Origin of the sequence: Brevundimonas sp. GCM10030266 (assembly GCF_042666595.1) — a bacterium.
Classification (GTDB): domain Bacteria; phylum Pseudomonadota; class Alphaproteobacteria; order Caulobacterales; family Caulobacteraceae; genus Brevundimonas.
In genome coordinates this window covers 96,206-121,527 of the sequence record NZ_JBHTCY010000002.1, presented here as the reverse complement: position 1 = coordinate 121,527, position 25,322 = coordinate 96,206, and the positions used below count along the sequence as shown (strand labels likewise).

Genomic DNA, 25,322 nt, shown 5'->3' with positions numbered 1-25,322 from the left:
TTCAGGCGGCTTCCGATTTGGGGGCGTGCAGCCAGGCCATGCGCTCACGCAGCTTGGCGCCGGTCTGCTCGATGGCCTGTTCGCCGTCGGCCTTGACCCAGGCGTCGTAGCGGGGCTTTCCGGCCTCGTTTTCGGCGATCCATTCGCTGGCGAACTGACCCGACTGGATCTCGTCCAGGATGGTCTTCATGCGGGCGCGGGTTTCGTCGGTGATGACGCGCGGGCCGGACTTGACCGAGCCCCACTTGGCCGTCTCCGAGATGAACTCGTTCATCTTGGTGATGCCGCCCTCGTAGAACAGGTCCACGATCAGCTTCAGCTCGTGCATGCACTCGAAGTAGGCGATCTCCGGCTGGTAGCCGGCCTCGACCAGGGTGTTGAAGCCGGACATGACCAGTTCCTTGGCGCCGCCGCACAGGACGGCCTGTTCGCCGAACAGATCGGTCTCGGTCTCCTCGCGGAAGGTGGTCTCCAGCAGACCGCCGGTCGCGCCGCCGTTGCCCTTGGCGTAGCCCATGGCGCGGTCGCGGGCCTTGCCGGTCGCGTCCTTCTCAATGGCGAACAGGGAGGGGACGCCGCGGCCGCGCTGGTACTCGCGGCGGACCAGATCGCCCGGACCCTTGGGGGCGACCAGGATGACGTCCATGTCCTCGCGCGGCGTGATGCGGCCGTAGATGATCGAGAAGCCGTGGGCGAACAGGATGGCCGAGCCGGGCTTGGCGTTCGGCTCGATGATGTCGCGATAGACCTCGGCCTGGATCATGTCCGGGGTCAGGATGGCGATGATGTCCGCGCCCTTGACCGCGTCAGCGGGCTCGGCGGTCGGGACGCCGTCGGCGGTGGCGTTGCGCCAGCCCTTGCCGCCATGACGGACGCCCGCGACCACGTCGTGGCCGGAGTCTCTCAGGTTCTGGGCGTGGGCCCGGCCTTGCGAGCCGTAGCCGATGATGGCGATGCGCTGGCCGGCGATGGCGCCGGGGCGAATATCGTCATTGGTGTAGATGGTGATGGCCATGGTTCAGGCGTCCTCTCGGGCGGGGCGGGTTTCGGCTTCAGCGGGACGCTGCACCGGCGGTGGGTTGGGGATGGTCACGGCGCCCTGGGCGGCCGAGGCCACCGAGGCGCGGTATTTGGCGAAGACACCGTGCGCCGGGCGGATGGTGTGGGGGGCGAAATCCGCCCGGCGCTTCGCCAGATCGACGCCGGTGACGTCGATGCGGCGGTTGGTGACGTCGATGACGATGCGATCGCCATCGCGGATCAGGGCGATGGGGCCGCCGACAGCAGCCTCGGGCGAGACGTGGCCGGCGACGAAGCCGTAGCTGGCGCCCGAGAAGCGGCCATCGGTGATCAGGGCGACGTTGTGGACGCCGCGGCCCTTCAGGGCGGCGGTGACCTGCAGCATCTCGCGCATGCCGGGGCCGCCCTTGGGGCCTTCGTAGCGGATGATGATGACGTCGCCTTCGCCGACCGAACCGTCCTGGACGGCGTGGAAGGCGTCTTCCTCGCTGTCGAAGACGCAGGCCGGGCCCTCGAAGCGATCGACCTTATGGCCGGTCAGCTTGATGACCGCGCCGTCCGGAGCGACGTCGCCGTAGATGACGGCGAAGCTGCCGCGATCCATGACCGGAGCCTCGAAGGTGGTGACCACCTGCTGGCCCGGGGTCTCCTCGGCCTCGGCGGCTTCGGTGAACAGGCTGCGGCCCGTGACGGTGGGGGCGTTCACGATCTTGCCCGCCTCGGCCATGCGCTGGGTGACCAGACGGGTGCCGCCGGCGGCGAACAGGTGCGAGGCCAGGAAGCGACCGCCCGGCTTGAGGTCGCAGATGACCGGGGCGTCGACACAGGCCTGATGGCAGTCCTCGACGCCGAACTCGACCCCGGCCTCGGCGGCGATGGCGGTCAGGTGCATGACGGCGTTGGTCGAGCCGCCCGAGGCCGAGACGGCGACGGCCGCGTTCCGCAGGCTGGCGCGGGTGATGTATTTGCGGGCGCTGTCGCCGGCGAAGACGCGCTCGACAATCAGGCGGCCGCAGCGCTCGCCCTCGGCGGCCTTGGCCGGATCGACGGCGGGAACGTCGTTGGCGCCCATCGGCGACAGGCCCATGACCGACAGGGCCATGGCCATGGTGTTGGCGGTGAACTGGCCCCCGCAGGCGCCGGCGCCGGGGCAGACCGCCGTCTCGACCGCCTTCAGGCCCGCATCGTCCAAGGCCCCGGCGGCGTGGGCGCCGATGGCCTCGAAGATCTCCTGAACCGAGACCTCCTTCGTGCCGATGGTCCCCGGCATGATGGTGCCGCCGTAGTAGACCAGCCCCGGGATATCCATGCGGGCCAGCGCCATGGCGGCGGCCGGGATGGTCTTGTCGCAGCCGACGATGCAGACGACGCCGTCCAGCTGATGTCCCTCGACGGCCAGTTCGATGCTGTCGGCGACGACCTCGCGGCTGATCAGCGAGGCCTTCATGCCGGGCGTGCCCATCGAGATGCCGTCGGTGACGACGATGGTGTTGAAGTCGACCGGATAGCCGCCCGCGGCGATGATCCCGGCGCGGACATCGGCGGCCAGACGGTCCAGGTGCATGTTGCACGGGGTGACCGACGACCAGGTGTTGACCACCGCGATCATCGGCTTGTCGAAGTCGGCGTCCTGCATGCCGGCCGCGCGCAGATAGCTGCGGGCCGCGGCGCGGTTGGGACCGGCTGTGACGGCGCGGCTGCGCGCGTTCGGGGGCGCATTCGGCGGCCGGTCGGTCGGGGTGAAATCTTGCGTCATTGCGTAGGGTCGTTCCGGAGGTGTCCGGACCGCGCGCAACAAAAAACCCGCTTCCTGGGTGGAAGCGGGTGGCTGCGGGCGATCCTGATGTTGCGTTAGGTCAGGTCACGTGCGTCCACACCGCTCCGGTAAGGAGGGCGAGAATTACCGAGAGAATGAGGGTGTTCAGGGCCAGCTCGACCGACGGCGCGCGCACGACCGCGATCGCCTTGGCGGCGGCCTTGCGGTCAGCGATGTGGGCGCGGTGGATCACCGAGGGCTCCTGTTGAACAGACTCAGGAAACCATGGCTCGCTGCATCGCACAAGGCGATCAAGCAAAAATCTTGCACAAAAGGAGTTTGGTCGGGCGTTCCGGGCAGGTTTTCACCAGCCTGAACGGCGGGCTTCAGCGCGGCGCCTGGTCGTTCCGCAGGAGGGGGGCGGCGGCCAGGATCGCCTGGCTCCGGTTGTTGACCTGAAGCTTCCTCAGGATGGCCGAAACGTGTTGTTTCACAGTGCCTTCCGTCAGATTCATGTCGCCGGCGATCTGCTTGTTCAGCTTGCCGTCCACGAGCGCCCGCATGATGCGCATCTGGGCGGCGGACAGGGTCGAAATCCGGCGATGGAAGTCGATCACCTTCGGATCGGGCGCGACGTTCTCAGGGAAGACGCTTTCGCCCCGCAGAATCGCGCCCACGGCGTTGACCAGCGTCTCCACGGGCTCCGACTTGGACAGCCAGGCGTCGACGTTGAACGCCTTGCCCATGGTCAGGATGTGGTGATCGGTGCGCGACGAGACGATGGCGATCTTGCCGTCCGGCAGCAGTTGCTGGAGGCGGAGGAGGGCGCTGAAGCCCTCGGCGTCCGGCAGCATCAGATCCAGCATGACCAGCTTCACCCGGGGGCCATGCAGCCTGACATAGGCCTCGGCCTCGGTCGCGCTGGTGACCCGGCCGACATCCAGATGCGGGTAGGCGGCCTTGATCGACAGCTCGAAGGCCTGACCCACCAGGGGGTGATCATCGACGACGAGGACAATCCAACGCACGGTGTGGTTCCGAATCCAGCCCAGGCGAAAGCCGGCCTTTGCAAGGGGAGATTGCGCCCGCCTTTCCTAACAACAGGTTTGTCGTGGCGGAAGCTGAACCATTGGAGCGGGAAAGAGGGTTTACGGTGCAACCTATAACTTTGGTTCGTTTTAGACCTTTCTAGCCGCCCGACTGGTGGACCTGGCCGCCGATCGGGATGATTTGGACGTCAACGAAGACGCACCCCCCGTCGTTGGAGACAGAACATGATCAAGTCGCTCGCCGCCGCCGCCGCCCTCCTGACCGTCGCCGTCGCCGCTCCGGCCATGGCCCAGTCGGCCTCCACCACCGGCACGGGTTCCATCACCGTGATCCGCCCGCTGACCATCACCAAGAACGCCGACCTGAAGTTCGGCACCGTCGTCCGCCCCAGCACGGGTTCGGGGACGGTCACCGTCAGCGCCGCCGGCGCGCGTTCGGTTGCTGGCGGTGTTGTCGGCCTGAGCTCGGGCGACACCCCGCAAGCCGCCCAGTTCACCGTCGACGGTGAAGGCGGCCAGTCGATCTCGGTCACCATCCCGGGCACCTTCTCGATCGCTAACGGCTCGGACACCCTGACCGTCACGACCTCGAACAACCTGACCGGTTCGGCCGCCGCCCAGACCCTGAGCAACGCCCTCGGTTCTGCCGGTTCGCTGAGCTTCCGCGTCGGCGGCAGCGTCCCGGTCGCCTCGACCTCGCCGACCGGCACCTACACCGGCACCTTCACCGTCTCGGCCGCCTACAACTGATCGGGCGGCCGGTGTTTCCGCTGCAGGACGTACAACCCGGCCGAACCGTCATTAACGCCTCGGTTGTTCGTGCGGGCTACCCTCGCCTCAGGAATAGACTGAGGACGGTGCTCGCGATGTGGATGCGTGTTGTTCTTGCGGCAGTTTTCCTGCTGCTCGTCGCGGAGCCGGTCGAGGCGCAGGTCGGCGCCGACCTTAACATCTCCCCCAAGCGGGTGGTGTTCGAGCCCGGTGAGCGGAACGCCACGGTCTATATCTTCAACCAGGGCGACCAGCCGGCGACCTATTCCGTCGAGCTGGTCGACCGGGTCATGCTCGCGGACGGCCAGATCGTCGCCGCAGCGGACCACCCGGAGGCCACGGTCGATTCCGCCGCCGAGCTGGTTCAGCACACGCCGCGCCGGATCACCCTGCAGCCGCGCGAAAGCCAGGCCATCCGCGTGCGGGCTCGTCCCGGCGCGGGCGGTGAGCATCGCACCCACCTGACCGTCACCGCCCTGCCGTCCGAGACGGCCGGCTTCACCGTCGAACAGGCGGTCCAGCCGGGCGCGGATGAGGTGGCGGTGCAGGTCATCGCCCTGTTCAGCGTCAGTATTCCCGTGATCGTCCGCGATGGCCCCGCCGACGCGCGCGCCGCCGTCGAGAACCTGCAGATCCTGCAGGCCGAGACCGGCCAGGTGCTGTCGCTCGATCTGGTTCGCCAGGGCGAGAGCTCGGTCTATGGCGACGTCGAAGTGCTTCTGGGCACCGGTCCTGACGCCCCCCTGGCCACCGCCGTGCGCGGCGTGGCCGTGTATCCCGAAATCGGTCGCCGGACCGTCGTAACCCCGCTTCCGGCGCCGCTGACCTCGGGTCAGACCGTGACCGTGATCTATCGTGACGACGACGCCCGCCCCGGTGAAATCCTGGCGACGGCGACCCTCGTCGCGCCGTGAGGCCGGTCGTGCGGGCCGGTTTCGCCGCCCTGGCCTTGGCCGCCGCGCCCGCGGAGGCCGCTGGTCAGGCGCTGACGCGCAACCTGCTGATCGCTTCCAACCCCCAGCCCTTCAGCCCGGACGACCTGCTATGGATGGAGGTCCGCTCGGGCGACGTCCAGTTGACGGACACCCTCAACGTCTACGCCTCCCGCTCGGGGGTCTATGTGCCGCTGGGCGAGTTCTCGCGGGTTCTGGATCTGGCCGTCGGCGTCTTTCCGGCCCAGCGCCGGGCCGAGGGCTGGGTGATTTCGCCGGACCGCCAGGTGATGATCGATCTGGCCAGCGGCGAGGCCCGGCTTTCGGGTCGAACCATCCGCTTTAGCCCCGATCAGGCCGCCATCTATGACGACGACCTCTATGTGAGGCTGGACCTGCTGGAGCAGATCCTGCCCGTGCGGCTGAAGGCGGACACGGCGGCGCAGGTGATGGACCTGACCGCGACCGAGGCCCTGCCTTTCCAGCAGCGGGCGGATCGCATCCGGCGGCAGGCGGGACTGGTCGGCGGGCCGGATGAGCCCGCGCCGGTGCGGGTGGAGACGCCCTACACCCTGTTCACCCCGCCCGCCTTCGACGTGAACATCGGCGGCCTTCTGGGGCGGGATGGCGTGGATCAGGCGGGGCGGTATGACGTGCGCGCCGCCTCGGACCTGCTGTGGGCCGGGTTCGAGGGCTATGTCGGCTCGAACGACGATGGCGAGATCAATGACGTCCGCGTCCTGCTGACCCGCAAGGATCCGGGCGGGCGGGCGCTGGGGCTGCTGGGCGGGACGCGCGCGGGACTGGGCGATGTCTTCACCCCGTCGATGCCGATCGGCGCCGCCGGCTTCGCCGGACGCGGGCTGTTCTACACCTCCGCGCCGCTGGAGAACCTCGATCTGGCGACGCCGCTGAACCTGCGCGGCGAGCTGGCGCTGGGCGAGGAGGTCGAGCTCTACGTCAACGAGGTGCTGCAGGCGGCCCAGACCTCGCCGGTCCAGGGGCGTTACGAGTTCCTCGACGTGCCGCTGGCCTTCGGTCTGAACACCATTCGACTGGTCTTCTACGGGTCGCAGGGGCAGAGCCGCGAGGTCGTGCGCCGCATCAATTTCGGCACCGGACAGGTCGAGGCCGGGCGGCTGGTCTTCCGGTTCGGCGCGGTTCAGCAGGGGCTGACGGTCTTTGACGTCGGCGATCGGCTCGACACCCTGTCGACCGGCGAAACGCGGTTCACGGTGATGGCCGACTACGGCCTGTCGCCCGGCCTGACGATCAGCGGCGGCGCGTCGCGGTTCACGCCGGAAGGCGCCGAGGCGCGGTCGCTGGGCATGCTGGGCCTGCGCAGTTCGCTGGGGCCGGTGGCGGCCCAGATCGATCTGGCGTTCGACGACACCGGTGGCCGGGGCGGGACGCTGGGTCTGGCGGCGCGTCCGTTCGGCGTGTCGATCGTCGCCCGGCATTCGGAATACGAGGGCGGCTTCATCGATGAGACCCGCCAGCTCGGTGTCGTCGATCTGGCCCCGCTGAGCAGCGCCACCGATCTGAGGCTCGACGGACAGGTGAAGGGGCCGCGCGGTCTGGCCGTGCCGGTGTCGTTCAACATGCGTCAGCTGCGGCGGGTGGATGGCGTGCGCCTGACCAATGCGGAACTGCGGGCCTCGGCGCCGCTGGGCCGCTTCTACGCCTCGAGCAGCGTGGCCTATCAGGACGAGCAGGGGACGGGGTTCGGCAGTCCCCGCTGGCTCGGCTCGACCGATGTAGCGACGCTGGTGTCGTCACGGCTGCAGCTGCGCGGCGGCCTGTCCTACGAGCTGTCGCCTGATCCCGGCATCGAGACGGCCTATTCAACCCTGGACTGGCAGATCACCGAGCGGAACGCCCTGCGGCTGGGCATTGTGCGGGCGCTGGGACCGGCCTCGGAGACCAGCCTGCAGGCGTCGAACCTGTGGCGGGCGGATCGTTTCGATCTGGCCCTGAACGCCTCCTACGAGACCGAGTCGCGCGAATGGCGGGTCGGTCTGCAGATGGGCTTCGGCTTCGGGTACGACCCGTTCGCGCGCCGCTATCGCCTGACGCGCCCGGGCGCGGCGGTGGGCGGCTCGGTGGCCGTCAACGCCTGGATCGACGAGAACGCCGACGGCGTGCGCCAGGCCGATGAGGCGGGCGTTCCGGGCCTGATCGTGGATACGCCCGTGGGACCGGTCGAGACGCCGTCATCGGGACAGGTGATCTCCGTGGGGCTGGGCGACGGGGCCTCGGCCCGCGTCCGTCTGAACGCCGAGGGGGTGGACGATCCGTTCCTGCTGGCGGGACCGCCGGTGATGGAGTTCACCCCGCGTCCGGGGCGACTGGCCGTAATCGACTATCCGATGCGTCGCAGCGCCGAACTGGAGCTGAACGCCCTTCTGCGTCGCGCGGATGGCGCCCAGCGACCGCTGGCGGCGCTGAATGTCGAGCTGGTGTCGGAGGATGGCGCGGTGGTCGTACCGGGCCGCAGCGATCACGCAGGTGTGCTGTTCTTCGAAGGGATCGCTCCGGGCGTCTGGACCGTTCGCCTCGAAGAGGCGCAGTCCCGACAGCTGAACCTGCGTCAGGTCGAGCCGGTCCAGGTGACCATTCCCGCGACCGGCGGCTTCGTCCGCGGCGGGACCGTGCTGATCGAGACCGGAGGGGAGGCGACCCCATGAAACGCATCATCGCAGCCCTCTGCGCCGGACTGATGTTCACCTCCGCCGGTCAGGCCCAGGCCGACCCCACCGTGACCCGTTCGCCGGCCACCGCGCCCACCCTGGGCACGGTCATTCGGGGGAGCAGCGCCACGACCTTCTCGGTCACCGCGGCGGGGGCGGTCAGCCGCACCTCGGGCAACGCCATCCGTCTGTCGTCCAGTTCGGTGACGACGCCGACCATCACCATCAACTGCGGCCTGCTGAACCTGAGCGGCCTGTGCGCCCTGCGCTATGTCCGGGTGACGATCACCCCGGTGACCGGCAGCGGGCCGGCGAACATCACCCGCTTCCGGGTGGCGTCCATGACGGGAGCCACCTATCGCAGCGGCTCTGCGCCGGCGGAGGGCTCGACCGTGACCTTCGATCTCAATCCTCTGGGCCTGCTGAGCTCGGCCAGTTTCAAACTGGGCATGGATGTTCAGCTTGCAGCCAACGCGGCGAGCGGTAATCAGACCTTCGACTACTTGGTCACAGTGCAGTTCACGACATGAAACCTCATCACATGCTGCTGATCGCCGGCCTGATGGCGGCCATGCCCGGCGTCGCATCGGCCCAGTCGGAGAACGGGACGGCCAGCCTGACGGTGCGGCGCGGCCTGAGCATCGCCACGGTGAGCCCGATGCGGCTGCAGCCGAATGAGCCGGGCGTGGCGCTGTCCGTGTCGGGGACCAATCTGGTGGACGCGCCGGCGATGATCCAGATCAGCGGCGATCCGGGCCGGGTCTACCGGATCCGCCTGCCGCAGTATCAGTCCGATGAAGGGGTGTCGGTCATCGAGGAGCTGAAGATCTGGAGCGCGACCTCGGGCGATATTTCCGAAACCCGCGTGGCGCGTCTGGATCTGCAGGGGCAGGATCTGCTGCGGGTCTCGGGACGGCTGCGGGTGCAGCTTGACGAGGAGGGCGAGCCGGTCGCCGCCCTGCCCCTGAGCATCGACTACGAATAGTCGCCCATTTCCCGGCGGATTTCAGCGATCAGCGCCTCGATCTCGGCGGGGGAGGGGGCGCGCTGCAGGGAGAACTGCTCGTCCAGCGCTTTGGCGAGACCTCCAATCCCCGTGAAGCCGAAGATGCCGGCGGCGCCCGCCAGACCATGGGTCAGGGCCTCGACCTGCTCCATGTCGCCAGCCGCCAGCGCCAGGCCCAGGGCGTCGGCGTCGGCCAGCGCCCGGTCCCGAAACCGCAGGCGGATCGCCTCAAGCGGATCGGTGCTCAAGCCGCGCTCCCGGCCAGCAGGTCGCGAACCTGTCCGGCGAGGGTCATGGGGTCGAACGGCTTGGTGATGACCCCGATGGCGCCGAGCTCGATATAGCGGTCGCGTTCGCTGGCCTGAACGCGGGCGGTCATGAAGATGACCGGCGTCCTCTCCAGCCCCGGCAACTGACGCAGGCGCGCCAGAGTCCCCGGGCCATCCAGCCGGGGCATCATCACATCCAGCAGGATTACATCCGGGCGCAGACCGGCTTCCAGCAGCCCGAGGGCGGCTTCGCCGGAGTCCGCCGAGGTCAGGGACAGGTCCGGATCGAGATCGAGCGAGAAGGCCGCGACCTCGCGGATGTCGGGCTCGTCATCCACATGCAGGATTGCGAGTGCACTCATCAGCGGCCTCCCTTGCCGGTCAGACGACGGACGGTTCGCACGAGTCCCGCGAGGGAGGTGCGGGACTTCACCAGAACAGCCTCGACCCGATCACCCAGCGCGGCGTCCATTTCCTGCGCCGAATAGACAATGACCGGCACGGTCTGACCGTCGCCGTCGTCGAGGTCGGCAAGCAGCTCCAGGCCCGAGCCGTCAGGCAGCCCCAGATCGAGGATCACCAGGTCGGGGGTACGTTCGCGCAGGATCTCGCGGGCATGCGACAGGGTGGGGGCCGCCGTCACCTCCGCCACCCCGGACAGGGCCGACGCGGTGACCGCCAGAATGTCGGGGTCATCATCAACGTGCAGCACGACCGGGCGCTGCGTCTTGATGCGGTCCAGGATGCCGGCGACGGCGTCGCGCAGACGGCTCTGGTCAAAGGGCTTCTCCAGCCAGTCGATGACCTCGAGCGAGCGACCGCGCGCCCGGCCGCGGGCGATGTCCGCCGAGACCACGACGACGGGGATGTCGCGCGTGCGCGCATCGGCGCGCAGGGTGCGGATCAGGCCCACGCCGTCAGCGTCCGGCAACTGAAGATCGACCAGAACGGCGGCATAGGCGTCGGTGCGGACGGCCACCAAGGCCTCTCTTGCGGTGGCGGCGATGTCGGCGCTGAAGCCATCCTGGGCCAGCATGGTGCGCAGGACACGCGCCGCGTCGGCGTCGTCCTCGACAATCAGCAGGTGCGGACCTTCCGTCGCCGGGGCGTCGACCTCATCGATCTCAAGCGGCAGGTCCATGTGGAAGGTGGCGCCTTCCCCGGGCGCGGACTCAAACCACAGGCGACCGCCATGTCGTTCGGCGATCTCCCGCGCGATGGCGAGACCCAGCCCGGTGCCCCCCTTGGCGCGGGTGTCCGAGGAGTCGGCCTGGGCGAATTTGGAGAAGATGCGGGCGCGGAATTCATCAGGGATTCCGGGGCCGTGATCGCGAACGCTGAGACGGGCGATGCGGGTCTCGGGCTGAACGGAAACCTCGACCTCGCTGCCGGCGGGTGAGAATTTCGCGGCATTGGACAACAGGTTCACGACCACCTGGATCAGACGATCAGCGTCGCCGCGCACCGGGGCCGGCGGGCCCTCGTTGAGCTTGAGGGTCACGCCAAGGTCGTCCGCGAGCCCCTGCACATTCTCGATCGAGCGCCCGGCGATGTCCCGCAGGTCCTGGGGCGCCATGTCCAGTACCATCTGCCCCGACTCGAGCTTCTCGACGTCGAGGATGTCGTTGATCAGCCGGACCAGCCGCTGGCTGTTCGAATGGGCGATGCTGATCAGGCGTGCGGCCTTGTCAGGAATGACACCCGCGGCGCCGCCGGCCAGAAGGCCCAGCGAGCCGGCGATGGAGGTCAGGGGGGTGCGGAGTTCGTGGCTGACGGTCGAGACGAACTGCTGCTTCATCTCATCCACACGCCGCCGCTCGGAGATGTCGCGCACGACCGCGACCATGTGGATGCCGGTCGGCAGCGGCATCAGGCTGAGCGCCACATCGACCGGGAAGGTTTCGCCGTCGCGGCGTCGCGCGGTCAGTTCGCGGACGACGCCTTCGCCCATCTCCCCCTCGCGGAATCCGAGTCGAGCCAGAAACCCCTTGGCGGGGTCGCCCGCGCCCGCGCCGTCCATGTCGAGCAGGACGGAGATGTCGCGCCGCACCAGTTCCGGGCCGGACCAGCCGAACATGCGGGTCGCGGCGGCGTTCATCGTCTCGATGCTGCCGCTGGGGTTCAGGGTGAGGATGGAATCGATGGCGCTGTCGAAGATGGCCGCCTGACGGGCAGCGGTGGTCCGCACCTCGGCGAGCAGCAGACGGCGGGTCCGCACGTAGCGCCAGCCGAGGAAGGAGGACGCCAGGACGGTGATCAGCAGAAGGGCGAACAGGCCAGCGACCAGCCGTTTGGTCGCCGCGCCCCGGGCCTCGGCCCGGTCGATCAGACCATCAAGCGCCCGCGCTTCATGGCTGACCATGCGGTCGATGACCACGCGGATGTCGTCCATCGCCGCCTTGCCGGCGCCGGTCGCCACATAGGCCAGGGCCGGGTCGCGTCCCTGTTGCTGTCGGGTGCGAATGCCGTTGGTCAGGGTGTCCTGCTTGCGGTCGACCAACGCCTTCAGGGTGATGACGTCCGCGGTCTGGTCCGGCTGGGTGGCATAGAGCCGTTCCAGTCGGGCGACCTGTGCGGCAAGTCGTTGTTCCGCCTCGCTGTAAGGCTGAAGGAAACGCTCATCCCCGGTGATGATATAGCCCCGCTGCCCGGTCTCGGCGTCCTGCAACAGGGAAAAGACGCTCAGTATCTGGTTTCGGGTCTCGTGCGAGCGTTCGACCTCGGCGCGGACCTCGGCCTCGCGGCTGAACTCGCGCGTCAACTCCAGCCCGATCCCGCCGAGAGCAATGACGATGATGGCGGCCACCGCTGTGACCAGCAGTGTCGCGTTGCGGCGGGATACCAGAACCGGTGGTCGCATGGACGAAGGCCCCACGTTCAGTGTCGACTCCCCGAGATGGGGAGCCGGCTACTGTACGTATTCCTTCAACTCTTGCGAGAGGGTTTCGCTACCCGCCTAGAGGCCCAGGGCGATCCGGTAACTGGGGTGGACGATGTCCGCATAATCCGGATGCTTCTTGAGATAACCGGCGAAGAACGGGCAGGTCGGCAGGACCACCAGGCCCCTTTCGCGGATGTCGGTGAGGACATGCTTCGCCATCCGGCTGGCGATTCCGCGGCCTTCCAGCGGCACCGGCACGATGGTCTCGGTGATCAGCAGGCCGCCGCCCACCTCGTTGTACATGACCACCGAGGTCTGACCCTCGACCGTCAACTCGTAGCGGCGGGTTTCGCGGTTGTCGGTGATTTCGGGATCGAGGGCCATGACGGTGCTTTCCGTTGTTTTCGCGGGACAGGGGGTGTGACGGGACTGTGCCGCCGGAGCCCAAGTTTCGAAACAGGCGTTTCGGGAACTCAGCGTTTCCATACCTGTCGCGCAACCTCTGATGAGTCGTCTTTCCGGCTGTCAGGATTAACGCGCCGTCAAGTCCGTAGGGGCCCGGAAACCTTCTATTAACCTATTGATAATTGCGGAATTTCTGCGCGTAGCGGTCCTCAGTACAACTACGGACGACGGTGGCTTCGCGTCATGCGAGAACTTTTCTCCAAGCCCGAGAATCGGGCGCCGGAGGAGGGATGGCCATGCAGGATCGCGTCACGCGGGGGGCGGAGCTTTCAACCGAGGCCAAGCTGACACAGCGAGGGCGCGCTCCCGAGCCGACGCCGACGCTGGAGGTTCGTGGCGCGCTGGATGTCCGATCCTCGCAGGACGTCTATCTGAACCTTGATGTCGCCGAGGTCGCCTCGCTGCAGCGTCAAGGAACGGACCTGATCCTTATCGACGCCAACGGCGAGGTGCTCCGACTCGAGGGTTTCTTCGAAGGGCCGACGCCGCGACGCCTGTATCTCGAGAATGCGGACGATCGACTTGTCCTGATCGATACCAACGGCGCGATCGCTGATGGTCCCCTGCGGCTCAGCTTCGTCACCGAGAACCAGCTGTCGCCCTTCGTCAGCCTGACCTCTGACGCCACAGGCGCTGCCGCGGGCGGCGGTCTGGGTATGGGCGCTATCCTGGGCGGCTTGGGCGCTGTGGCGGCGATTGCGGCCGTTGCAGGCGGAGGGGGCGGCGGAGGCGATGGCGGGCCGACCACGCCTCCGGTGGACACCACTCCGCCCGCAGCCCCGACAAACCTGGTCTTCAACCCCGCTGGCAGCCAACTGACCGGGCGGGGCGAGGTCGGCGCGACGGTGACCGTGTTCAACGCCGCCGGTACGGCCATCGGCACCGGGACGGTCGGCGCGGACGGCACCTTCACCATCACCCTCACCACGCCGCTGACGAACGGGGAGGGCGTGACGGTGCGCCTGACCGATGCGGCGGGCAACAACTCCCCGACTACGCCCGCGACGGCGCCGGATACGACACCGCCGGTCGCCCTGACGAATGTGGACGTGTCCGATAACGGTGCGACCGTGACCGGTTCCGGCCAGCCTGGCGCGACGGTCACTGTGCGTGGCCCGGACGGTCAGATCATCGGCACGGGCGTAGTCGCGGCCAATGGAACCTTCACCGTCGCCATCCAGCCGGCCCAGCTCGACGGGCAGGTTCTGTCCGTGACCCAGTCGGACGCCGGCGGCGCCTCTCCGTCGGTGACGGCGACGGCCCCGGACAACACCGCTCCGCCTGCCCCGACGGGCGTTGAGGTTTCGGCGGACGGAACGACCGTCACGGGCTTCGGCGTCGTGGGCCTCACTGTCACCCTGCGTGGTCCTGGCGGCGTCGTGCTCGGGACCGGGGTCGTCGGCCCCGATGGACGTTTCACTATCCTGCTGCAGACGGCCATGATCGATGGACAGGTCGTGTGGGCGACGCAGGCGGACGCCAGCGGCAATGTTTCCTCCCCGGGAACCGCCGTCGCGCCGGATTCGGACGCCCCATCCGCCCCGACCAATGTCGAGGTGTCGGATGACGGTGTCCTGGTGACGGGCTCCGGCCTGCCCGGCGCGACGGTGACGGTTCGCGGCGCCGATGGCCAGATCATCGGCACCGGGCTGGTGGCGGCGGACGGGACCTTCTCCATCGTCGTCCAACCGGCCCAGATCAATGGCGAGACCGTCTCGGTTACCCAGGCCAATCTCGAGGGCGTCTCGCCCCCCACGACAGCCGTGGCCCCGGACGTCACCGCTCCGCCCGCGCCGACCGAGGTCGCCGTCTCGGCCGATGGCGACACAGTGACCGGCGTCGGCATCGTCGGCGCCCCCGTGACGGTGCGCGGCGCCAATGGCGCGATCCTCGGCACGGGCGTCGTCGGAGCCGACGGAACCTTCTCGATCTCCATCTCCCCGGCGCTGACGGACGGGCAGACGGTGTTCGTCACCCAGGCGGACGCGGCCGGGAACATCTCGACGCCCGCCACGGCCGTGGCGCCGGACCTCGACGCGCCGGCCGCCCCGACCAATGTGGATGTGTCCGACGACGGGGCGACCGTGACCGGCTCGGGCCTCCCGGGCGCCAGCGTCACCGTGCGTGGCCCCGGCGGCGCCATTCTGGGGACCGGCGTGGTCGCCGCCGACGGAACCTTCTCCGTCCTGATCCAGCCCACCCTGCTCGACGGGCAGGTCGTTTCGGTGACCCAGGCCAACGCCGAAGGCGTGTCGCCGCCCGCCACCGCCGCCGCTCCCGACGTGACCGCGCCTCCGGCCCCGACCGACGTGGGCATCTCCGCCGACGGCGCGACGGTGACCGGATCGGGCGTGGTGGGATCGACCGTGACCGTGCGCGGGCCCGGCGGAGCTGTGCTCGGCACGGGTGTCGTCGGTGCTGACGGCACGTTCTCGATCGCGATCCAGCCGGCCCAGACCGATGGCCAGATCCTGTCCGTCACCCAAGCCGACGCCGCGGGCAATGTGTCCCCCGCCGCCACCGCGACGGCGCCGGATCCGGCCGCGCCGACCGCGCCGACCAATGTCGATGTCGCGGACGACGGCGCTGCGGTGACGGGCTCCGGCCTGCCGGGCGCCAGCATCACGGTGCGCGGCGCCGGCGGCGTCATTCTCGGCACAGGTCTGGTGGCCGCCGACGGCACCTTCTCGATCACCCTGGCGCCGCCGCTGGTCAACGGCGAGACCGTCTCGGTGACCCAGGCCAATGCGGAAGGCGTGTCGCCCCCGGCACAGGCCGTGGCGCCGGACCTGTTCGCCCCACCGGCGCCGACCAATGTGGACGTCTCGGACGACGGCGCCTTCGTCACGGGCTCGGGCCAGCCCGGCGCCACGGTGACCGTGCGCGATCCCGGCGGCGCCGTGATCGGCACCGGCGTGGTGGGCGCGGATGGCGCCTTCTCCATTCCGTTGCAACCGGCCCAGACGAATGCGCAGACGGTTTCGGTCAGCCTCAGTGACGGCGGCGGCGCCTCGTCGCCGGTCACCGCCCTCGCGCCGGACCTGACGCCTCCGCTGGCGCCGACGAATGTCGACGTGGCGGATGACGGCGCGTCCGTCACCGGCTCGGGCCAGCCCGGCGCGTCGGTGACCGTGCGCGGCCCCGGCGGCGCCATCATCGGAACGGGACAGGTCGGCGTTGACGGAACCTTCTCCATCCCGCTGCAGCCGGCCCTGACCAATGGCCAGATCGTCGCGGTCACCCTGACCGACGCCGGCGGAACCTCGGCGCCGGGAACGGCGGTGGCGCCCGACACCACGGCTCCGGGCCTGATCGTCAATCTGGATGTGGCGGATGACGGCGCATCGGTGAGCGGCATCGGCGAAGCGGGCGCGACCGTGACCGTGCGCGGCCCCGGCGGCGCCGTGCTGGGCACAGCGGTGGTCAACGTCGACGGCACCTTCACTGTCCCCCTGTCGCCGGCGCTCATCGCCAGCGAGGTGGTGACGGCGACCCAGGCGGACCCGGCGGGCAATGCATCCGGCCCGGTCTCGGCGACCGCGCCGGACCTGACCTTCCCCGGCGGTCCGCTGGGAACGGACGCGCCGACCGTGGTCATCGGAGAGGCGGCCGGCGGCGTGAACGGCGCCGAACTGGCCGATGGAATCCAGATCCGCGTCCTGCTGACGCCCGGCGCGCAGGCGGGCGACACCACCACCCTGACCATCGTCACAGGCGGGGCGCCGATCGTCCTGTCGCGCGCCCTGACGGCGGGCGAGATCGCGGCCGGCGTGATCGAGTTCACGGTCAGCGGTCCGCTCGCCGACGGCGGCTATTCCGCGACCGCGATCATCACGGATGCCGCCGGCGTGGCCTCGGGCACTTCGCCGTCGCTGACCTTCACGGTTGACGCCGTGACCTCGGCGCCGGTGATCCTGAGTGCGAACGGGCAGGGGCTGTCCGGCACGGCGGAAGCCGGCGCGACGGTGACCCTGCTGAACGCCGCGGGCCAGCCGATCCTGAACGGCGGCGTGGCCGTCACCGTGGTCGCTGACGCCAACGGCGCCTGGAGTCTGCCTGCTTCGGCGGTTCCCGGCGGACTGGACCAGTTCTCGGGCTCGGTGCGAGCCACCGACGTGGCGGGCAACACCGCGGTGTCGACGGTCGGTCCCATCGACGGCTCGACCCTTGCGCCCGTCATTACGGGCGCCAACGGCCTGGGGCTCACCGGCACGGCGGAAGCCAATGCGACGGTGACCCTGCTCGATGCATCCGGTCAACCGGTGCTGAACGGCGGCGTGCCTGTGACGGCGACGGCGGACGCGAACGGCGTCTGGACCATTGACGGCGCGGACATCCCGGGGCTGGACGGCTTCACGGGTTCGGTGCGGGCGGTCGATCTGTTCGGCAACGAAGCGACGACGCCGGTCGGACCGATCGACGCCGATGTGTCGGTGACCATCAGCGTGCTGACGGTGGCGGGCGACAATGTCCTGAACATCGCGGAGGCCGGAAGCGCCTCGGTCGCGGTGACCGGCGTGGTCACCGGCGACTTCACCGCCGGAGACCTGGTGACGGTCACCCTGAGCACGGGCGTTCAGGCGACCGGTCTGGTGGGCCTCGACGGGACCTGGACGGTCAACTTCGCAGGCGCGGCTCTGGCGGGTTCGACCCTGGCCACCGCCAGCATCAGCACCACCGACACCTCCGGCAACTCGGTCACGGTCGAGGGCGGTCACGGCTACAGCCTCGATCTGTCCGCGCCGGCCGCACCGGTGGTCGCCCTCGCCAACGGGACGGGTCTGTCCGGTTCGGCGGAGGCCGGCACGACGCTGGAGCTGCGTGATGGCGGCGGCGTCCTGATCACCACGGTTTCGGTGGGAGCTGACGGGGCCTGGTCCATTCCGAGCACCCTCGTGCCGGGAGGGCTGGACGGCTTCACCGGCTCCCTGACCGTGATCGACGCCGCAGGCAACGCCACCCCGTCGGGCATCGGTCCCGTGGACGGCGCCACCAGCGCTCCGGTCATCACTGTCGCCAATGGCGCCGGTCTGTCCGGCACGGCGGAGGCGAATGCCGTCCTGACCCTGCTCGACGCCAATGGCGCGGTCATCACCGGCCCCGGCGGCGCGCCGGTCACCGTGACCGCCGACGCCAACGGCGCCTGGACCCTGCCGGCCTCGTTGTTCCCCGGTTCGCTCGACGGCTTCACCGGCTCGCTGCAGGCCTCCGACATGGACGGCAACGTGGCTGTCGCCACGGTCGGGCCGGTCGATGGCGCCACTCCCGCGCCCGTGGTCACCGCCGCCAATGGCGGAGGCCTGTCCGGCACGGCCGAGCCCGGAGCGGTCATCCTGCTGGGCTCGGACGGAGAGCCGGTGCTCGGCGCGGACGGCCAGCCGATCAGCGTCACGGTCGCGCCGGACGGCACCTGGACCATCCCCGCGGCCCTCGTGCCCGGCGGTCTGGACGGGTTCACCGGTTCGGTGCAGGCGGTGGATCCGGCGGGCAACGTGTCCGCGGCCTCGGTCGGACCGGTCGATGGTTCGGTCTCTGTCTCTCTGACGCTGGATGCGGTCGCCGTCGACGGTGTGGTGAACGCCGCGGAAGCGGCCGGAACGGTGACTATCACCGGCTACGCCACCGGCGAATATGTCGTCGGCGAGGTCGTCACCCTGACCCTGGCGCCCGGCGTGACCTATACGGCCGCGCTGCTGGCCGACGGCAGCTTCAGCGTGCAGATCCCGGGCTCGGCCCTGGCCGCGTCCACCAACATCACGGCGACCATGACCGCCGAGGACGGGGCAGGGAACGCCGTCACCGTGTCCGCCGCGCGACCCTATCAGGTCGATGTCACGGCCGAGACGCCGGTCATCACCAACGCCAACGGTCTGGGCCTGTCCGGCACGGCCGAGCCGGGCGTCAGCCTGACCCTGCTGACCGCCGGCGGGACGCCGATCACCACGGTCACCGTCGGATTTGACGGGCAATGGACCATCCCGGCTTCGGCGGTGTCGGGCGGACTGGATGGCTTCGGCGGTTCGGTGCGCACGGTGGATGCCGCAGGCAATACGGCGACCGCTTCGGTCGGGCCGGTCGACGGTTCGACCCTGACCCCGACGATCGAGACCGCCAATGGTCTGGGACTGACCGGCACGGCGGAGGCGGGCGCCACGGTGACCCTGATCGGCGCGGGGGGAACCCCGGTGCTGGATACCTTGGGCAACCCCGTGACCGTCACGGCCGACGCCTCGGGCGGCTGGTCCATTCCGGCCTCCAGCCTGCCGACCAGTCTGGACGGCTTCACCGGTACGGTCAGCGCGACCGATCAGGCGGGCAACACCGCCTCTGCCGGCGTCGGCCCGGTTGACGGCGGCATCGCGACCCCGGTCGTCAACTCGGCCAACGGACTTGGACTGACCGGGACCGCCGAACCGGGCGCCGTCATCCTGCTGGATGTGAACGGCGTGCCGATCAACGGCACGGACGGACAGCCGATCCAGGTGACCGTCGCGCCGGATGGCACGTGGAGCATTCCGGCCGGACTGGTCCCCGGTGGACTGGACGGCTTCACCGGCTCGGTCCGGGCGGTCGATCCCGCCGGCAACAGCGCCAGCGTCGGCGTCGGCCCGATCGACGGCGAGGTCACCGTGTCGCTCAACGTCACTGCGGTGGCGGGCGACAACATCGTCAATCTGGCGGAGTCGACCGCAGGCGCGGTCACCATCACCGGCGCGGCCATCGGCGACTATGACGCCGGTCAGATCGTGACGCTGGTGTTGTCCAACGGCGCCTCGGCCACGGCGGTCATCGCCCCTGACGGCAGCTGGACCGCGACCTTCGCCGGCGCCGACCTGGCCGCCTCGACCTCCGTGACGGTCTCGACCACCACCACGGACGGCTCCGGCAACTCGGTCACGGTGGATGACACCCACACCTTCATCGTTGACGTCACGCCGCCCACGGCGCCGCAGATCACGACGGCGAACGGCGGCGGGCTGACCGGTACGGCCCAGCCGGGGGTGACCATCGTCCTGACCGGCCCGGGCGGCGCGCCTGTCGCCGAGGTGACCACGGGCCCTGGCGGCGGCTGGACCATTCCCTCGACCGCCATCCCCGGCGGGATCAACGGCTTCACCGGCACGGTCACGGCCGTGGACACGGCAGGCAACCAGACCTCCACCCCGGTCACCACCATTGACGGCGTCACCACCACGCCTGTGCTGACCGGCGCCAATGGCGACGGACTGACCGGCACGGCGGAGGCCGGCGCCACCGTCACCCTGCTGAATGGCGGAGGAACGCCGATCCTCAACGGCGGCGTGCCGGTGACGGCGGTCGCGGACGGCAACGGCGTCTGGACGATCCCGGCGGTTCAGGTGCCGGTCCCGCTGGACGGGTTCACCGGCGCGGTTCAGGCGACCGATCCCAGTGGCAACACCGCGACGGCCTCGATCGGCCCGATCGACGGCGCCACGCCGGCGCCGGTGATCACCGCGGCCAACGGCTCAAGCCTGAGCGGCACGGCCGAGCCGGGCGCTGTCATCCTGCTGGACTCCAACGGCGCCCCGGTCATCGGGACCAACGGCCAGCCGATCCAGGTGACGGTCGCGGCGGACGGAACCTGGACGATCCCGGCGGGTCTGCTGCCCGGCGGTCTGGACGGCTTCACCGGCTCCGTGCGCGCCGTGGATACTGCGGGCAATGAGTCCGAAACCAGCGTCGGCCCGGTCGATGGCGACATCAGCCTGACCCTGGTGGTCAATCCGGTCACCGCGGACAATGTGCTGAACGGCGTCGAGGGCGCGGCGGCTTCGGTCGGCGTGTCCGGCCGGGCGGTCGGCGAGTTCAACGCCGGCGATACGGTGGTGATCACCCTGTCCACCGGCGTGTCGCGCACCACGACCCTGGCCGCTGACGGCAGCTGGAGCGTGACGTTCACGGGTGCGGAGCTGCGCGTCTCGACCTCGGTCACCGCCTCGGCGACGACGACGGACACCTCGGGCAACACCGTCTCCGTGACGGATGTCCAGCTCTATACGGTGGACCTGACGACCGCGGCTCCGGTGATCTCGGTGGCCAATGGAACCGGCCTGTCGGGCACGGCGGAGGCCGGCGCCACCATCGTCATCCGCAATGCGTCCGGCCAGACGGTCGGATCGACGACGGCGGACGGAACCGGCGCCTGGAGCCTGCCGGCCGCCGGCTTGTCGGCCAATCTGAACGGGTTCACCGGCTCGGTGCAGGCGACGGATGCGGTGGGCAATGTCGCGGCTTCGCCCGTTGGTCCGGTCGATGGCGTGGTCACGCTGGGCGTCACCGTCGCCGCGATCACGGCGGACAATGTGCTGAACATCGCCGAATCCGCCGCCACCCAGACCATTTCGGGTACGGTGACGGGCGAGTACCGTGTCGGCGACACGGTGACCGTGACCCTCAGCAACGGGGTGACGGCCTCCACGACCGTCCTGGCGGGCGGAACCTGGTCTGTCGGCGTGGCCGGTTCGGCCCTGGCGGCCTCGACCGGATTGACGGTCGCCGTCTCGACGGTGGACGCCGCCGGGAACACCGCCACGGTCACGACCCCGCATGCCTATGGCGTCGATCTCTCGGCCCCGACGGCGCCGGTGCTTGTCAGCGCCGGGGTGCCCGGACTGACGGGTTCGGGCGAGCCGGGCGCGGTCATCCGTCTGCTGGACGGCTCCGGCTCTCCGGTCCTGAACGGCGCCGGTCAGCCGATCACCGCGACGGTCGGGGTGAACGGAACCTGGACCATCCCGGCGATCGCCTTCGCCGGCGGTGCGGTTCCGGCCAACTTCAGCGGCCAGCTGGCCGCGGTCGATCCGGCGGGCAATGTGTCCTCGCCGACGGCCATCCCGCCCATTGATGTGACCCCGCCGAACGGCTCGACCACCACGGTCACGCTGAACGCCATAGCCGGCGACGACATCGTCAACATCACGGAGTCGCAAGGCGCCGTGACGGTCACCGGTCAGGTGACCGGGGAGTACCGTGTCGGCGACGTGGTGACGCTGACGGCCGGGGCGGCCACCTTCACCGGCATGGTGCTGGCGGGCGGCGGCTTCTCCATCAGCGTGCCCGGCGCGGCGCTGACCGGCGGCAATCTGGGCGTCAGCGTCGCGGCCAGCGATGCGGCGGGCAACGTCGGCCTGATCACCGGCAGCCGCGCCTATGCGGCGGACCTGCTGGGACCGGGCGGTCCCCTCGGGACGCAGGCGCCGGGCCTGACCATCGCCGCGGCGTCGGACGGCCTGATCACCTCGACCGAGCTGGGCGCGGGCGTGTCGGCGGTGGTCACCCTGACCGCCGGTGCGCAGGCGGGGGACACCCTGACCCTCACCCTGACCCACGGGGCGACGGTCCAGACCATCCCGATCGTCCTGAGCGCCGCCAACATCAGCGCCGGTTCGGTGACCATTCCGATCTCGGCCAATCTGGCGGACGGCCTGTTCACGGCCCGCGCCATCATTCGCGATCCGTCGGGCAACGCTTCCGGCCCGTCCACCCTGCTGAATTTCGAGGTGGACACGGTGCCGGTGAACATCGGCCAGACCTCGGCCAGCGTCAGCGAAGCCACGCTGGGGCAGGAGATCGTGGGCACGATCCCGATCACCGGCACGACGGGCACAGTGACCGTGGCCCTGCAAGCGCCGGCCACGCCACTGACCTCGCACGGGGTGGCGATCACCTGGGCCATCGACGGAACCGGCGCCCTTGTCGGCTCCGCGGGTGGCCGTCAGGTCATCCGCGCCACGATCAACAGCTCGGGGCAGTACCGTATCACCCTGCTGGACGGGGTGGACCACCTCGGCGCCAACGCCGCCAGTCTGGCGACGCAGATCGGCGTCACCGTGACGGACGCGACCGGAACGGCGACCGGCTCCATTGGCCTGACCATCGTGGACGGCGTTCCGCAGCCTCACGCGCCGGTGGTCCTGACACCGACCGCGCCCGGCGTCATCGTCGGCGAACTGATCGACAGCTTCGGCGCGGACGGCGGTCGCATGACCTCCGTGACCGTCGACGGCCGAACCTTCACCTGGAACCCGACGACCGACACGGTCAGCGTGTCGGGCAGCAACACCACCATCCTGTCGTATGGGGTGCGCGACGGCATGCTGTCGGTTTCGACCGTTCGGGGAGAGGCCATCACGGTCGACTTCGAAACCGGCGAATACCGGGTGCAGGTCACGGGGCAGGACGCCGCCATTCCCGCCTCGGTGCGCCCGACGGCGGCGTTGGGCGGCGGAAACGGCCTGCTGGGACTGGTCGACGCCAATGTGCTGGGGCTGATCCAGCTGGGCCAGCAGCAGTTCTTCACCGCCTCCGACGTCAACAATGACCTCGCGTCGGTGGTGGTCCGTTACTCGGCGGCGATCGGTCTGGGGCTCAAGACCTTCAGCTACAACGCCGCCCTGGCGGCGGAACTGGGGCTGTCGGTGGTTCAGGCCAACACCTTCCTCCTGCCGGGCTCATCGCAACTGACGATCACGGCCATCGGCGGCGGGGCGGTGGACAACCTGAAACTCAATGAGTTCCTGGGGTCGATCACCATCAGCGGCGGCCTGTCCGGCCTGCTGGACCTCAACGTCGCCCAGACGCTCAGCATCACGGCCACTGATCTGGCCGGAAACGTCACCGCCGCATCGAACAGCAGCCTGGCCAGCCTTGGCGTTCTGTCGGGCCTGCTGGGCGGCAGCCAGATCTCGCAGATCATCACCGGCTCGGCCGCGGGCGAGACCCATACGGCCTCTGATGTCGGGACGGGCGCGGCGCTGGACAACCGCATGTACGGCTACGGCGGCGACGACACGCTGAACGCCGGACTGGGCAATGACATCCTGCGCGGTGGTTCGGGCAATGACAGGCTGAACGGCGGCGCGGGCAACGACCTGCTGATCGGCGGAACCGGCAATGACATCCTGAACGGCGGCACGGGCAGCGATGTCTTCCGCTGGGAAGCGGGGGATCAGGGCACCATCGCCCAGCCCGCCGCCGACATCATCCAGGACTTCAACGTCGCCAGCCTGAACCTGGGCGGGGATGTGCTGGACCTGTCCAGCCTGCTGGTCGGTGAAGGGCGGATCGGGAACAACCCCGGTAACCTGTCCAACTTCATCCACTTCCAGCTGACGGCCAACGGGACGCTGATCCACATCAGCACGACGGGCGGCTTCGTCGGCGGGTTCGGTTCATCGACCGCCAGCGGCGCGAACCAGACGATCCTGCTTTCGAACGTGGATCTGGTGACGGGCCACGGCACCGATCAGGCGATCCTGGCGGATCTGCTGGCGCGCGGGAAGCTGATCGTGGACACGCTCGGCGTCGACGGCTCCACCGCGCCCAACACCCTGACCATCGGCGGTTCGGCTGTTGACGGCGACGGAGACACAGCCGCCGGTGGCGGCGTCAGCATCAACACCGGCGGCGTGACGCCGCTTCCGCCTCTGGCCGGAAACGTCGCGCCGGTGGTCGAGGCGGCGGCCCAGAACCTGCTCGGCCTGATCGGTCTGGGTGCGCTCGGTCTGAACCTGAACAGCCAGGATCTGCTGGCGGCGGACGCAAACAACAACCTCAGCCGCGTCGAGGTGGAGTTCGCCCCGCTGGTGTCGGTCAGCCTGTCGCCGCTGACCTTCGCCTACTCCCAGGCCCTGGCGGCTCAGTACGGGCTGAACGTCGAGGTGACGCGCTCATCAGGTCTGCTGGGCATCGTCGCGCCGAGCGCCCGGATCAGCGTCACCGCGCTGGACGGTGGGGTGATCGACAATGTCGCGATCAACCGGTTCCTGGAGAGTATCCACCTGACCGATCTGAACGGCGGACTGCTTTCGGCGTCCACCCTCAGCCTGAACCTGCTCAACGCCCTGACCATCACGGCCACGGACGCTCTGGGTCTCAGCAGTTCGGCGGTGATCGGCTCTGTCGTCAACGTCAACGCCTTGAACAGCCTGGATGGGCCGGACGCGGCGATCCCGCTGGTGCAGCCGGTCATGGCGGAAGAGAAGTCCGCCTTCTCCGACGAAGGGCCGCTGGTGCGACCGACCGTGTCGGATGATCCCGTCAGCAAGGCAGCGGGCGAGGAGGTCCGACCGGAGGTTCGACCCGCCCTGTCCGACGAGGTGGTCAGCAAGGTGCTGGTCGGCGCGGACGATCCGCAGGTCCGCCCGGGAGTCCCGGAGCTCGCGGATAGTCTGATCTCAAGCGGAGGCCCTCGCCCCGTGCGCGCTCTGGGTGTGAGCGACGAGGACACGATCAGCCTCGGCTTCGAGCAGGATCGCCAGGAGGCATACGAGGGGATGCCCGCCGAACATCCGGCCTTCGACGCCTCCGGCTGGATCGACGCCTGGGTCGAGGATGCGCCTGACACCATCGGTGACGAGGAGCCCATGGTCCTGCCGCCGGCAGCGGAGACGGCGGGCAGCGACTACTCCGGCTGGGTTCCCCCGCCGCCGGAAGACGATCTGGTCGTGCATCCGTGAGGCG

Annotated in this window: 14 protein-coding genes; 6 read left to right on the top strand and 8 right to left on the bottom strand. The window is 69.5% G+C overall.

The genetic code is table 11. From position 1 onward, the window contains the following. Position 1: 1 nt before the first annotated feature. The 4 genes from ilvC to ACFQQC_RS07150 form a co-directional block, all read right to left on the bottom strand. A complete protein-coding gene (gene ilvC, locus ACFQQC_RS07165) occupies positions 2–1,015 on the bottom strand; it encodes a ketol-acid reductoisomerase (protein ID WP_376861125.1) in 1,014 nt (337 codons plus the stop codon). 3 nt (positions 1,016–1,018) lie between these two features. Further along, entirely contained in the window at positions 1,019–2,776 is a 1,758-nt protein-coding gene (locus tag ACFQQC_RS07160; protein WP_376861123.1) for a dihydroxy-acid dehydratase, read from the bottom strand. Between the two features lie 100 nt (positions 2,777–2,876). Continuing rightward, positions 2,877–3,029, bottom strand: a complete 153-nt coding sequence (locus tag ACFQQC_RS07155; RefSeq protein ID WP_376861121.1) for a hypothetical protein — start codon at positions 3,027–3,029, stop codon at positions 2,877–2,879. A gap of 133 nt (positions 3,030–3,162) precedes the next feature. Beyond that, positions 3,163–3,804 (bottom strand): response regulator transcription factor, encoded by a 642-nt coding sequence (locus ACFQQC_RS07150; protein ID WP_376861119.1) that lies wholly within the window; start codon positions 3,802–3,804, stop codon positions 3,163–3,165. A 246-nt stretch (positions 3,805–4,050) separates the two neighbouring features. Between ACFQQC_RS07150 and ACFQQC_RS07145 the strand changes: the two genes are divergently transcribed. The 5 genes from ACFQQC_RS07145 (at position 4,051) to ACFQQC_RS07125 (ending at position 9,203) form a co-directional block, all read left to right on the top strand. Next, complete coding sequence (locus ACFQQC_RS07145; RefSeq protein WP_376861117.1) at positions 4,051–4,575, top strand: DUF4402 domain-containing protein; 525 nt, start codon at positions 4,051–4,053, stop codon at positions 4,573–4,575. Between the two features lie 122 nt (positions 4,576–4,697). Continuing rightward, on the top strand, positions 4,698–5,510 hold the full coding sequence (locus ACFQQC_RS07140) for a molecular chaperone (RefSeq protein WP_376861116.1): 813 nt from the start codon (positions 4,698–4,700) through the stop codon (positions 5,508–5,510). A gap of 8 nt (positions 5,511–5,518) precedes the next feature. Next, positions 5,519–8,215, top strand: coding sequence for a hypothetical protein (locus tag ACFQQC_RS07135; protein ID WP_376861114.1), 2,697 nt, complete (start codon positions 5,519–5,521; stop codon positions 8,213–8,215). Then, positions 8,212–8,748 (top strand): hypothetical protein, encoded by a 537-nt coding sequence (locus ACFQQC_RS07130; protein ID WP_376861112.1) that lies wholly within the window; start codon positions 8,212–8,214, stop codon positions 8,746–8,748. Before ACFQQC_RS07135 ends, ACFQQC_RS07130 begins: the two co-directional genes overlap by 4 nt. A gap of 11 nt (positions 8,749–8,759) precedes the next feature. Beyond that, positions 8,760–9,203 (top strand): hypothetical protein, encoded by a 444-nt coding sequence (locus ACFQQC_RS07125; RefSeq protein WP_376861110.1) that lies wholly within the window; start codon positions 8,760–8,762, stop codon positions 9,201–9,203. On the opposite strand, the gene ACFQQC_RS07120 is transcribed toward ACFQQC_RS07125, so the two are convergent. The 4 genes from ACFQQC_RS07120 to ACFQQC_RS07105 form a co-directional block, all read right to left on the bottom strand. Then, positions 9,194–9,472: an Hpt domain-containing protein gene (locus ACFQQC_RS07120; protein WP_376861108.1), complete on the bottom strand. Its 279-nt coding sequence runs from the start codon at positions 9,470–9,472 to the stop codon at positions 9,194–9,196. The two genes, ACFQQC_RS07125 and ACFQQC_RS07120, sit on opposite strands and share 10 nt — an antisense overlap. Then, on the bottom strand, positions 9,469–9,855 hold the full coding sequence (locus ACFQQC_RS07115; RefSeq protein WP_376861106.1) for a response regulator: 387 nt from the start codon (positions 9,853–9,855) through the stop codon (positions 9,469–9,471). Before ACFQQC_RS07115 ends, ACFQQC_RS07120 begins: the two co-directional genes overlap by 4 nt. Then, positions 9,855–12,353, bottom strand: coding sequence for a CHASE3 domain-containing protein (locus tag ACFQQC_RS07110; protein WP_376861104.1), 2,499 nt, complete (start codon positions 12,351–12,353; stop codon positions 9,855–9,857). The genes ACFQQC_RS07115 and ACFQQC_RS07110 overlap by 1 nt, the downstream gene beginning before the upstream one ends. 96 nt (positions 12,354–12,449) lie before the next feature. Continuing rightward, complete coding sequence (locus ACFQQC_RS07105) at positions 12,450–12,758, bottom strand: GNAT family N-acetyltransferase (protein WP_376861102.1); 309 nt, start codon at positions 12,756–12,758, stop codon at positions 12,450–12,452. Positions 12,759–13,075: 317 nt separating this feature from the next. Between ACFQQC_RS07105 and ACFQQC_RS07100 the strand changes: the two genes are divergently transcribed. Continuing rightward, a complete protein-coding gene (locus tag ACFQQC_RS07100) occupies positions 13,076–25,318 on the top strand; it encodes an Ig-like domain-containing protein (RefSeq protein WP_376861100.1) in 12,243 nt (4,080 codons plus the stop codon). Positions 25,319–25,322 lie beyond the last annotated feature (4 nt).

What these genes read in the sequence shown, in the direction of transcription:
- ilvC (WP_376861125.1), bottom strand. Translation starts at nt 1,015, where the DNA reads ATGGCCATCACCATCTACACCAATGACGATATTCGCCCCGGCGCCATC.
- ACFQQC_RS07140 (WP_376861116.1), top strand. Translation starts at nt 4,698, where the DNA reads ATGCGTGTTGTTCTTGCGGCAGTTTTCCTGCTGCTCGTCGCGGAGCCG.
- ACFQQC_RS07160 (WP_376861123.1), bottom strand. Translation starts at nt 2,776, where the DNA reads ATGACGCAAGATTTCACCCCGACCGACCGGCCGCCGAATGCGCCCCCG.
- ACFQQC_RS07115 (WP_376861106.1), bottom strand. Translation starts at nt 9,855, where the DNA reads ATGAGTGCACTCGCAATCCTGCATGTGGATGACGAGCCCGACATCCGC.
- ACFQQC_RS07110 (WP_376861104.1), bottom strand. Translation starts at nt 12,353, where the DNA reads ATGCGACCACCGGTTCTGGTATCCCGCCGCAACGCGACACTGCTGGTC.
- ACFQQC_RS07105 (WP_376861102.1), bottom strand. Translation starts at nt 12,758, where the DNA reads ATGGCCCTCGATCCCGAAATCACCGACAACCGCGAAACCCGCCGCTAC.
- ACFQQC_RS07145 (WP_376861117.1), top strand. Translation starts at nt 4,051, where the DNA reads ATGATCAAGTCGCTCGCCGCCGCCGCCGCCCTCCTGACCGTCGCCGTC.
- ACFQQC_RS07100 (WP_376861100.1), top strand. Translation starts at nt 13,076, where the DNA reads ATGCAGGATCGCGTCACGCGGGGGGCGGAGCTTTCAACCGAGGCCAAG.
- ACFQQC_RS07130 (WP_376861112.1), top strand. Translation starts at nt 8,212, where the DNA reads ATGAAACGCATCATCGCAGCCCTCTGCGCCGGACTGATGTTCACCTCC.
- ACFQQC_RS07125 (WP_376861110.1), top strand. Translation starts at nt 8,760, where the DNA reads ATGCTGCTGATCGCCGGCCTGATGGCGGCCATGCCCGGCGTCGCATCG.